Below are 11,698 nucleotides of genomic sequence, written 5' to 3'. Positions count from 1 at the left end.
GTCACCAAGGGCGTCAAGGCCCTGGTCATCGCCTCCATCGACGGGTCCACGCTGTCCGGCGTGCTGCAGAAGGCCGCCGAGAAGGGCGTCAAGGTCGTCGCCTATGACCGCCTGATCCGCGGATCCAAGAACGTCGACTACTACACCACCTTCGACAACTTCCAGGTCGGCGTGCTGCAGGCCGAGTCCATCGTCAACCGGCTCGGCCTGAAGCAGGGCAAGGGGCCCTTCAACCTGGAGGTGTTCGCGGGCTCGCCCGACGACAACAATTCGGGCTTCTTCTACGACGGCGCCATGAGCGTGCTCAAGCCCTACCTGGACAGCGGCAAGCTCGTCGTGCGCAGCAAGCAGCTGGGTGCGATGAAGGTCGGCATCCTGCGCTGGGACACCGCCACCGCCCAGGCGCGCATGGACAACCTGATGTCGGCCTTCTACGGCAAGGAGAAGCTGCATGCCGTCCTGTCCCCCGCGGACATCCTGTCGATCGGCATCATTTCTTCCTTGAAAGGCGTCGGCTACGGCAGCGCGAGCCAGCCCATGCCGGTCATCACCGGGCAGGACGCCGACCTGCCGTCGGTCAAGGCCATCCTGAGGGGTGACCAGGCTTCCACCGTCTTCAAGGACACCCGCCAGCTGGCCAAGGTCACGGCCGACCTCGTCGATGCGGTGCTCAGCGGCCGCGCGCCGCAGGTGAACGACACCAAGACCTACAACAACGGCACCAAGGTCGTGCCGTCCTATCTGCTCAAGCCTGTTGCAGTCGACGCCACGAACTGGAAGCCCGTGCTCGTGGACAGCGGCTATTACAAGGAAAGCCAGCTGAAATGAACCTGCCCCTCGCCCAACCTCGCGTCGCTGAACGCGAGCAAGTCTGGTCGGTCTTGCAGACCGCGCTGCGGCATGAGCCGCAGCCCTTCGGCAGGCACAAGCCGCCCACCGGGCACCTTGCGTCCGGCCTCAGCCCCCGCGGGGACGGCGATGCTTGCGGCGTCGAGCCGCAAGAACATCGCCAGTGCGGGCCGGCTAGGGAGCGGCCCGGCGCTCGTCCCGCTGTGTACTCAACGGGCAACTGAAATGGAAACCGCAGGCAATCAGCCGAGCGCGCTGCTGGAGATGCGCGGAATCGGCAAGAAGTTCCATGGCGTGGTCGCCCTGAAGCATGTCGACCTGGCCGTCCAGCGTGGGCAAATCCACGCCGTGGTCGGCGAGAACGGCGCCGGCAAGTCCACGCTGATGAAGATCCTCTCGGGTGTCTACCCGCACCCGGACTACGAAGGCGAGATCCGGTTCGGCGGCCAGCCGCAGCGCTTCTCCGGCATACGCCAGAGCGAAGCGCTCGGCATCGTCATCATCCACCAGGAGTTGGCGCTGATTCCGCAGCTCTCCATCGCCGAGAACCTCTTCCTCGGGCACGAGCGCGCCCAGCGCGGCGTGATCGACTGGACGCGCACGCACGAGCAAGCCGTCGAGCTGCTCCGCCAGGTCGGGCTTCAGGAGTCACCGAATACGCTGGTGGGGGACATCGGCGTCGGCAAGCAGCAGCTCGTGGAGATTGCCAAAGCGCTCGCGAAGGACGTGAAGCTGCTGATCCTTGACGAGCCCACAGCCAGCCTCAACGAGGATGACAGCGCCGCGCTGCTCGAATTGCTGAAACGGCTGCGCGGCCGCGGCGTCAGTTGTGTGCTGATCTCCCACAAGCTCAACGAGATCGCCGAAGTGGCCGACGCCGTCACGGTGCTTCGCGATGGCTCGACCATCACCACGATGGACTGCAGGGAGGCGCCGCCAGCGGAGGCGGCCATCGTTCGCGCCATGGTCGGGCGAGACATGCAGGACCGCTATCCCAAGCGGCAGTCCAACCCAGGTGAAGTCCTGTTCGAGCTGCGCGACTGGTGGGTCGAGCACCCGCTTCACGTGGGCCGCGAAGCCATCAAGGGCGTCAATCTGAATGTTCGCCGCGGCGAGATCGTCGGCATCGCCGGCCTGATGGGCGCGGGCCGAACCGAGCTCGCGATGAGCGTGTTCGGCCGCTCCTGGGGGCGCCGCATCCGCGGCTCCGCCTGGATGGGCGGGCAGCAGGTCGACGTCTCGACCGTCCGGCGGGCTATCAAATCAGGGCTGGCCTATGTCACCGAGGACCGCAAGGCCCTGGGGCTGGTGCTGCAGGAAAGCATTGCCCGCAACACCAGCCTGTGCCGGCTGGAAGGCGTCTCGCGCTTCGGCGTCATCGACGAGGCGCAGGAGAGCACGGTGGCAAATGACTTCCGGCAGCGGCTGGCCACCCGCTGCGCCAACGTCCAGCAGGCCGTCGGCGACCTGTCCGGCGGCAACCAGCAGAAGGTGRTGCTGGCCAAGTGGCTGTTCACCGACCCCCAGCTGCTCATCCTCGACGARCCCACCCGCGGCATCGACGTCGGCGCCAAGTTCGAGATCTACAGCCTGATTGCGAGCCTGGCCGCCCAGGGTCGGGCAATCCTGATGATTTCGTCGGAGCTGCCCGAGCTGCTGGGCCTGTGCGACCGCCTTTACATGATGAACGAGGGCGAACTGGTGGCTGAAATGCCGGCTGCCGGCGCCACCCAGGAAACCGTCATGCACGCCCTCTTGGGCACCCATTGAAACCCATCCTCATGTCTTCCTCTTCCCTGCGCAATTTCCTGGCATCGCACCTGCGCGACTACGGCATGCTGCTGTCGCTGGTCTGCATCATGGGGTTCTTCCAGGTGCTCACCGACGGCACGCTGCTGCAGCCGTTGAACCTGACCAACCTGTTCCTCCAAAACAGCTACATCGTGGTCATGGCCCTCGGGATGCTGCTCGTGATCGTCGCGGGCCACATCGACCTGTCGGTCGGTTCCATCTGCGGCTTCATCGGCGCCCTGGCAGCCATTCTGATGGTCGAGCAGGGTTGGCCCGTGCTGCCGGCCGCAGCCGTGTGCCTGGTCGCCGGCGCCCTCATTGGCTGCCTGCAGGGGTGGTTCGTCGCCTACCTGAAGATCCCCTCGTTCATCGTCACCCTCGCGGGCATGCTGGTGTTCAAGGGGCTGGCGCTTGCCCTGCTCGGCGGCCAGTCCATCGGCCCCTTCCCGGAATCCTTCCAGCTACTCAGCAGCGGCTTCCTGCCCGACTGGCCGGCGGGCGAGGAGCGTCATCTCAGCTCCCTCGTCATCGGCTTCGGCCTGGTGGCATGGCTGGCCTGGCGGGAGCTGGCCACGCGCCGCAAGGCCGCAGCGCTCGGCGCGGCGTCCGAGYCGGCAGCGCTCTTCGGCCTGCGGCTGCTGACCCAGTCGGGCGCACTGGCCGGGCTGGTCTGGTTGCTGGCCTCGTACAAGGGCCTGCCCAATGTGCTGCTGCTGATGGGCATCCTGATCGCCGCCTACGTCTTTGTGACCCGCCGCACGACGCTCGGCCGGCGCATCTACGCCCTCGGCGGCAACGAACGTGCCGCCCGGCTGTCCGGCGTCCCCACCGAGAAGCTGACGTTGCTGTGCTTCGCCAACATGGGCGTCATGGCGGCACTTGCAGGCCTGGTTTTCGCGGCCCGCCTCAACACGGCCACGCCCAAGGCAGGCCTGGGCTTCGAGCTCGATGTGATCGCCGCCTGCTTCATCGGCGGGGCCTCGGCGTCAGGCGGCGTCGGCAAGGTGCTCGGCGCGGTGATCGGCGCCTTCATCATGGGGGTGATGAACAACGGCATGTCCATCCTCGGCGTGGGCATCGAATGGCAGCAGGTCATCAAGGGCGTCGTGCTGCTGGCTGCCGTGGTTTTCGACGTGTACAACCGCCGAAAAGGTGGGTGACGTCCCGGCCGCTGGTCGATGACCGGCGCCAGTTACCCCCGCGGTGTCCGCTGCGGGCTGGCACAGCCCAGCGAAGGGCATCAGGCGGCGCCGGTTCCTTCGCCGACCCAGCGGCCCAGAGAGGCCAGCAGATGTGAGCACATGGCTGCAGCTGCCGCCTGCGGGTTGCGGGCTTCCAGCGCGTGATAGATCGCCTCGTGCTCCGCGAGTGCGGCCTGCCAGGTGTGCGTGGACTCGGCCTGGCCACTCATGCGTGACGCGATGGGGCTGTGACGGCCGTCGAAGAGCGTTCCCACCACGCCGACCAGGACGGAGTTGCCAGCCATCTCGGCAATGCTCAGATGAAAGCGCCGGTCCGACTCGACGGGCTTGCGGCCACTGGCATGGTCCTCACGCATGGCGTTCAATGCGTCCTCGACGCGTTGCAAGGATGCCTTGCTCACCCGCGCTGCCGCGAGCGTGATGATCGCGCTCTCCAGCACGACACGCGCCTGCGCCAACTCGGCAGGGCTTTCGCCCAGTGACGAGGTTGCGACTTCGCCATTCATGGGCGGCGCGCTGACGTACACACCCGAACCGCCGCGGATCTCCACGCGGCCGTCGATCTCCAGCGCGATCAGCGCCTCGCGCAGCGACGGCCGCGAAACACCGAGCTGCAGCGCCAATTCCCGCTCCGCTGGAAGCCGCCCCCCCGTGGAGATTCCCTCCGCGTCGATCAGCGCACGGATCTTGTCGGCGACCAGCTGATATTGCCGACGCACTTCGCCGACGCGGTGTTGGTTGGGCATTGGAACCAGCGCTCGTTGTTAATTGGACAGACCAAATGGTATCGCAATCAATCTCGCGCGCCGCACCGCTCATCGCCGACACCAGTGAAACGATATTGGGGAATACACCGGTAAGACCAATCCAATCATGTATGGCAAAGTGGCTTGACCAAATTGGTTTGACCAGCCATCGTGCCAAAGTGACGAACCGAGGGCAATGACAGCGTTGCCAACACGGAGGACGCTCGAAGCGCCAAGGCAGGAAGGCGGACCGTTGGACAGGGAAGAGCAAGCCGGGCCGCAGAGCCCCCGAGAGCAACCACCAGAGACAAGATGAACACGCACCGATCAAAACGGACGCCGACGAAGTGGTCGACTCCATCGTCGCCGAAGACATCGGCAAGCTGCCCGACAAGGCGATCGGTGAAATGCTGCAGCGGCTCGCTGACATGAGCGTCGATCGCACGATGTCCAGCGTCAGGTCGCTCAACGTCATCGTCGGCGGCCGTTGAAGTCCCTTCCTTGCGAATGAGCATGAACAGCACCCCCACGTCCCGCCGCCGGTTCGTCACCTCGGCCGCGCTGCTGCCGATGCTCAGTGCCCTGCCCCACTGGGTGCAGGCCGGCGCGGCCGGCATCGGCGCCGATGCACTCAGCCTGTGGTACGACCAACCCGCCGGCCCGTGGATCGAGGCCCTGCCGGTCGGCAACGGGCGCCTGGGCACGATGGTCTTCGGCCGCCCGGCCCAGGAGCGGCTGCAGTTCAACATCGACACGCTGCACGGCGGCGGGCCCTACGTCCAGGACAACCCGAAGTTTCGCGAGGCCCTGCCGCAAGTGCGCGCCCTCATCGACCAGGAACGCTGGAAGGAGGCCAACGAGCTCGTCTCCGAGGCGCTGATGGGCAAGCCCATCAAGCAGATGCCCTTCGGCGCCGCCGGCGACCTGCTGCTCGACTTCCCCGGCGTGAAGGCCGCAGCGCGCTATCGGCGCAGCCTGGATCTCGACAGCGCCATCGCCACCACCAGCTTCATCGACGGCAGCGGCCGCCACCGGCGCGAGACCTTCTGCAGCGTGCCGGACCAGGTGACGGTGATCCGGCTGGAGATCGAAGGCGACGGCACGATCGACCTGGACCTCGGCTATCGCCATCCCGACTACCAGCCCTATGGCGGCTTCGGCGACACCAAGTACGACAAGGATGGCGTCGTCTTCGTCGGCGCGCCCTGGGACCACCGTGAATCTCTCTTTGCAGAGAAGCGGCCCGGGTCGCTGGCCGTCCGCGCCGACGGCAGCGACGCGCTGCTGATCGAGGGCCGCAATGTGCAGGCCTTCGGCATCCCCGGCCAGCTGCGCTATGCGCTGCGCGTGCAGGCAGTGGGCGATGGCCGCATCGAGGCCAGCGGCGACCGGCTGCGCGTGCGCGGCGCGCGCCAGCTGACGCTACTTGTCTCCGGCGAGACCAGCTATGTGAACTGGCAGGACACCAGCGGCGACCCCGTGGCCGCCGTGCGCCAGCGCACCGCCGCTGCCGCGCGCAAGCCGTTCACCAAGCTGCGCGACGACCATCTCAAGGCCCACCGCGCCTTGTTCCGCCGCCTGCACATCGACCTCGGCGGCCACGAGGCCAATGCCCGCTCCACCGACGCCCGCATCAAGGGCGTGCCCCGGCAGCCCGACGCCGCGCTCGCCGCGATGTACGTCCAGTACGCGCGCTACCTGCTGCTGTCGTCCTCGCGCCCGGGCAGCCAGCCGGCCAACCTGCAGGGTGTGTGGAACGAAGTGCTGCACCCGCCCTGGGAAGGCAAGTACACGATCAACATCAACACCGAGATGAACTACTGGCCCGCCGGGCCGGCGAACCTGGGCGAGTGTGTCGAGCCGCTGCTGAAGATGGTGGAGGACCTCGCCGTCACCGGCGCGCGCACGGCCCGCAACAGCTACGGCGCGCGCGGCTGGGTCGCGCACCACAACACCGACCTCTGGCGCGCCACCGCGCCCATCGATGGCCCGCTGTGGGGCATGTGGCCCACGGGYGGCGCGTGGCTTTGCACGACGCTGTGGCAGCACTACCAGTACAACCCGAGCTCGGCCGTGCTGCGCCGGCTCGTGCCGCTGTTCAAGGGCGCCTCGCTGTTCTTCCTCGACACGCTGGTCGAAGACCCCAAGGGCCGCGGCCTCGTCACGTCGCCCTCGCAGTCGCCGGAGAACAACCACCATACCGACATCGCACTGTGCGCCGGGCCGGCAATGGACCGCCAGATCCTGCGCGACCTGTTCGACGCGGCCATTGCGGCACAGGCCCAGCTTGGCGAGGACGACCCGGCATTCACTGCTGCCGTCCGCAAGGCGCGAACCCGCCTGCCGGCTGATCGCATCGGCGCGCAGGGCCAACTGCAGGAATGGCTGGAGGACTGGGATGCGTCGGCCACCGACCAACAGCACCGCCATGTCTCGCACCTGTACGCCGTCTACCCCAGCGAGCAAATCAACGTGCGCGACACACCCGCGCTGGCTCAGGCCGCCCGCAAGACGCTGAACACCCGCGGCGACGAAAGCACCGGCTGGGCCACCGCCTGGCGGCTGGCGCTGTGGACGCGCCTGGGCGACGGCGAGCGGGCCTACAAGGTCCTGCAAGGGCTGCTGGGACCGGCGCGCACCTACCCCAACATGTTCGATGCGCATCCGCCCTTCCAGATCGACGGCAACTTCGGCGGTGCTGCTGCCATCCTGGAGATGATCGTGCAGTCCTGGGGCGGCGAGGTGCATCTGCTGGCCGCCCTGCCCAAGGCCTGGCCAGCAGGCGCCTTGCACGGCGTGCGTGCGCATGGCGCCCTGACGCTGGACGTGGACTGGAAGGAGGGGCGACTCAGCCGCCTGCAGCTGCGTGGACCGGCGCTCGCCAAGGTCGCGCTGCGCTACCGCGGCCAGCACCTCGAACTCCGCCTGAACAGCCAAGGCCGCGCCCGCGTGGGCGCGGCCGACTTCGAACACCCCGAGGTCGAGCCCAAGCACTGAGCCGGCCTCTCCATAACGCTCGTGACCGGAGGAGACAACCGGCCGAGCACCTTCACCAGAAAGGTAGAACCATGAGACTGAAGTTGGGAACCTTGATGCTCGCCTTGGGAGCCGTTGCCGGCTCGCCAGCCCTGGCGCAGACATGCACGCCGACGGCCATCACGCCCTATGTCAAGGTCAACGGCACGTGGACCCAGACGGCCTCGGCCACCATCAAGACCGGCGCCTCGGCCATCCTCGGCCCACAGCCGACATCCGGCGGCATGTGGAGCTGGAGCGGCTGCGGCACCGCCGGTGCGTCGCGAGAGCAGACCATCCAGCCGCCCGCGGCCTGCAYGGCCACCGCCACCTACACCAACAGCTGTGGCGCCAAGACCCAGCAGGCTTTCTCCATCAAGGTCGGCACCTGGGCGAGCGCGAAGTTCGGCGGCGGCGGCTACGTCAGCGGCCTCGTCTTCCACCCGACCACCGCCAACCTGCTGTACGCACGCACCGACGTCGGCGGCGCCTACCGCTGGAACCAGGGCACGTCGTCCTGGGTGCCCATCACCGACGRCCTGGGTTTCGGTGCAGCCGAGGCCCGGTACCACGGCGTCGAAAGCATGGCCGTCGATCCGAACAACGACCAGCTCGTCTACATGGCCACCGGCATGTACGTGTCTGAAGGCAACGGCCGCCTGTACATGTCCAGTAACCGCGGCGACACCTGGACCTCCGCCGCCCTGCCCTTCCCGCTGGGTGGCAACAACCCCGGCCGGGCCATCGGCGAACGCCTGATGGTCGATCCCAACAAGCCTTCGACGCTGTTCTACGGCTCGCGCACGGCCGGCCTGTGGAAGAGCACCGACTCGGGCCTCACCTGGGCGCAGGTCACGTCGTTGTCGACCCTCAAGATGACCGCGGACCAGATCAACGCCAACGGCGGCACGGCCATGGGCGTCGAGACGGTCGTCTACGACACCAGCACCAAGGGCAGCGGCTCGGCCACGCAGACGATCTACGCGGCCGTCGCCCCGGACTACGCCAATGCAGCGGGCCTGGGCTCAAGCCTGTACAAGTCGACCAATGGCGGCGCCTCYTGGACGCCGGTCACTGTCCCGGTCGCCGGTTACCACATCCCGCACATGGCACGCGCTGCGGACGGCATGTTCTACATCGCCTTCACCAAGGACGCCGGGCCAGGCGCCGGCGGCCCAGGCCGGTTCTACAAGTTCGACGGCAGCAATTGGACCCTGCTCAAGAGCGTCGACCCGATCGGCGGAACCAACTTCGGCTTTGGCGGCGTGTCGGTCTACGGCAGCGGCGCGACCACCCGCATCGCACTGGGCGTGACCAACTCCTGGGGCAACTGGAGCGGCCAGCAGATCGTGCAGCTGTCCGACGACGCCGGCAGGACCTGGCGCGAGATCGAAGCGGTGACGCCGGGCGAGGTCACTGCGGGCTGGGTCGACGATGTCGAGATCGATCCGTCCAACCGTGATCACATCCTGCATGTCTCCGGCGGCGGCATCGTCGAGACGCGCAACGCCTCCTCGGCCACGCCCACCTGGGGCAGCACGATCAACGGCATCGAGGAGACCGCCGTCCTGAGCCTGGCCACGCCACCGGCCGGCGCAACGTACGCGGTCGTCAACAGTTCGGGCGACGTCGGCACCTGGTTGCACACCAACCTCGCGACCAAGCCGACGCTGACGCCGGGCACCGGCTGGAGCAATGGCTTCGCCGCCGACATGGCGTGGTCCGACCCACAATACGTGGCCACCATCGGCTACAGCCACGAAAACGGCACCGGCTTCGGCTTCTGGTCCGGCGACGGCGGCAAGACCTGGACGAAGTTCGCCACCAACGCGCCCGGTGTCGCGACCAACACGAACCAGGAAGCAAGCATCGCGGTCACCGCTCGCAACAAGGCGGTCTGGGCACCCGGCAACTCGGTGCCGTCGTACACCACGGACAACGGTGCCACCTGGGTCTCGACCAACCTGCCGGCGATCAACGACATCTACAGCCGCGGCTACCACCTGGCCGCAGATCGCAAGAACCCGAACAAKGTCTATGCCTACGATTCCGGCGGCAATTGGTGGGGCACGCCGGGCAAGGTTTACGTCTCGACGGACGGAGGCCGCACGTTCACGCTGAGCCAGGGTTCGGTGAACGCGGGACTGGCCCCGAACTACTTCGCGAACACCTCGCTGGCGGTCAACCCCAACGTCGAGGGCGAGCTCTGGCTGGCCGACGGCAACACGGTGTACCGCTCGACAGATTCGGGCGCGACCTGGGCCAAGCTCAGCAACTTCGCGTCGATCTTCAATGGCAACCAATGGGCCCAGGTGCAGGGCGCCAGCGTCATCGCGCTGGGCAAGGCCAAAGCCGGCGCGCCGTACTCGGCCGCGGTCTACGTCGTGGGCGTGATCAACGGCGTGTGGGGCGTGCATCGCTCTGAAGACGCCGGCGCCACCTGGACGCGCTTCAACGACGACGCCCACCAGTTCGGTGGCATCGGCGTGATCGCGGCCGACCAGAACATCTACGGACGGATCTACTTCAGCGGCACCGGCCGGGGCATGCTTTACAGCAACTGAAGCCATGGCTCGGCAGGCTCGCATCCATCTCCAGGCTGGGGCCTGCCGCTCCTATCCCTCACTGTCGTGGAGGTCGTGGCCTGGCCCTGGGCCGGCCTCCCACAACGTTCGCATCCGGCGGAGACAACCGGCCGAGCACTTTCAACCTTGAAAGGAAGAACATGAAAACTTTGATACCCGCACTGCTGCTCGCCTTCGGGGCGAGCGCAGCCCCGCTAGCGCTGGCGCAGAGCTGCGGCAGCGGCGGCGGCGCCACCGTCTGCCTGACGGCCACCGGCACGGCCAGCAACGTCCAGCTGGGTTGGACCGTCAGTGGCACCGTCACGTCGCTGGAGATCTTCCGCGACACCGACGCCGACCCCAACGGCCGCACCCGCATCGCCGTRCCGGGCASCARCGCCAGGAGCTACACCGACGCCTCGGGCAACATCGGCACGCGCTACTGGTACTGGGTCAAGTTCACGACCAACGGCGGCAGCTACAACTCCGGCTCGGCCAACGCCACGCTTGGCGCCGCCTGCAAGCCGACGGCCATCACACCCTACATCAACGCCAACGGTGCGTGGACGCAAACGGCATCGGCCACCATCAAGACCGGCGCCTCGGCCATCCTAGGCCCGCAGCCGACATCCGGCGGCATGTGGAGCTGGAGCGGCTGCGGCACCGCCGGTGCAGCACGCGAGCAGACCATCCAGCCGCCCGCGGCCTGCACGGCCACCGCCACTTACACCAACAGCTGCGGCGCCAAGACCCAGCAGACGTTCTCCATCAAGGTGGGAACCTGGACGAGCGCGAAGTGGGGCGGCGGCGGCTACGTCACGGGCCTGGTCTTCCACCCGACCACCGCCAACCTGCTGTACGCGCGCACCGACATCGGTGGCGCCTACCGCTGGAACCAGCCCACGTCGTCCTGGGTGCCCATCACCGACGGCCTGGGCTTCGGTGGCGGCGAGGCCAGTTTCCACGGCGTCGAGAGCATCGCCGTCGATCCGAACAACGATCAGCGCGTCTACATGGGCGCCGGCATGTACACGTCCGGTGGCAACGGCCGCCTGTACATCTCCAGCAACCGTGGTGACCAGTGGACCTATGTCGCCCTGCCTTTCCCGCTCGGCGGCAACAACCCCGGCCGGGCCATYGGYGAGCGCCTGATGGTCGACCCCAACAAGCCGTCGACGCTGTTCTACGGCTCGCGCACAGCCGGCCTGTGGAAGAGCACCGACTCGGGCCTCACCTGGGCGCAGGTCACGTCGTTGTCGACCCTCAAGATGACCCAGGACCAGATCAACGCCAACGGCGGCACGGCCATGGGCGTCGAGACGGTCGTCTACGACACCGGCACCAAGGGCAGCGGCACGGCCACGCAGACGATCTACGCCCCCATCGCGCCGGACTATGTGCAGACCGCAGGCCTGGCCTCGAACCTGTACAAGTCCACCAACGGCGGCGCCTCGTGGACCCCGGTCACGGTGCCGATCTCCGGCTATCACATCCCGCACATGGTGCGTGCCGCTGACGGCATGTTCTACGT

The 11,698-nt window shown here is 67.4% G+C and carries 8 protein-coding genes; 7 read left to right on the top strand and 1 reads right to left on the bottom strand.

Annotated elements, in window-relative coordinates:
• The 3 genes from AC1DU6_RS09875 to mmsB form a co-directional block, all read left to right on the top strand.
• On the top strand, positions 1-828 hold an 828-nt coding region (locus tag AC1DU6_RS09875), incomplete at its 5' end, for a substrate-binding domain-containing protein (RefSeq protein ID WP_477856945.1).
• A gap of 246 nt (positions 829-1,074) precedes the next feature.
• Complete coding sequence (gene mmsA, locus AC1DU6_RS09870; RefSeq protein WP_477856943.1) at positions 1,075-2,619, top strand: multiple monosaccharide ABC transporter ATP-binding protein; 1,545 nt, start codon at positions 1,075-1,077, stop codon at positions 2,617-2,619.
• 11 nt (positions 2,620-2,630) lie between these two features.
• Positions 2,631-3,800 (top strand): multiple monosaccharide ABC transporter permease, encoded by a 1,170-nt coding sequence (mmsB, locus tag AC1DU6_RS09865; RefSeq protein WP_477856941.1) that lies wholly within the window; start codon positions 2,631-2,633, stop codon positions 3,798-3,800.
• Between the two features lie 80 nt (positions 3,801-3,880).
• On the opposite strand, the gene AC1DU6_RS09860 is transcribed toward mmsB, so the two are convergent.
• On the bottom strand, positions 3,881-4,588 hold the full coding sequence (locus tag AC1DU6_RS09860) for a FadR/GntR family transcriptional regulator (RefSeq protein WP_457324122.1): 708 nt from the start codon (positions 4,586-4,588) through the stop codon (positions 3,881-3,883).
• Between the two features lie 347 nt (positions 4,589-4,935).
• Between AC1DU6_RS09860 and AC1DU6_RS09855 the strand changes: the two genes are divergently transcribed.
• The 4 genes from AC1DU6_RS09855 to AC1DU6_RS09840 all read left to right on the top strand — a co-directional run.
• Complete coding sequence (locus tag AC1DU6_RS09855; protein WP_477856940.1) at positions 4,936-5,079, top strand: hypothetical protein; 144 nt, start codon at positions 4,936-4,938, stop codon at positions 5,077-5,079.
• Between the two features lie 22 nt (positions 5,080-5,101).
• Entirely contained in the window at positions 5,102-7,585 is a 2,484-nt protein-coding gene (locus tag AC1DU6_RS09850; RefSeq protein ID WP_477856938.1) for a glycoside hydrolase family 95 protein, read from the top strand.
• 71 nt (positions 7,586-7,656) lie between these two features.
• A complete protein-coding gene (locus AC1DU6_RS09845; RefSeq protein WP_477856936.1) occupies positions 7,657-10,167 on the top strand; it encodes a dockerin in 2,511 nt (836 codons plus the stop codon).
• A 161-nt stretch (positions 10,168-10,328) separates the two neighbouring features.
• Positions 10,329-11,698: WD40/YVTN/BNR-like repeat-containing protein (locus AC1DU6_RS09840; RefSeq protein ID WP_477856934.1), on the top strand; the 1,370-nt coding region annotated here is incomplete at its 3' end.

This window comes from Roseateles sp. P5_B10 (assembly GCF_056400485.1).
The sequence above is the reverse complement of the archived record's forward strand: the minus strand, read 5'-3'. Positions and strand labels throughout refer to the sequence as shown.

Bases quoted from the DNA above. Each gene is read 5' to 3' on its own strand.
- AC1DU6_RS09860 (WP_457324122.1), bottom strand. From the start codon at position 4,588: ATGCCCAACCAACACCGCGTCGGCGAAGTGCGTCGGCAATATCAGCTG.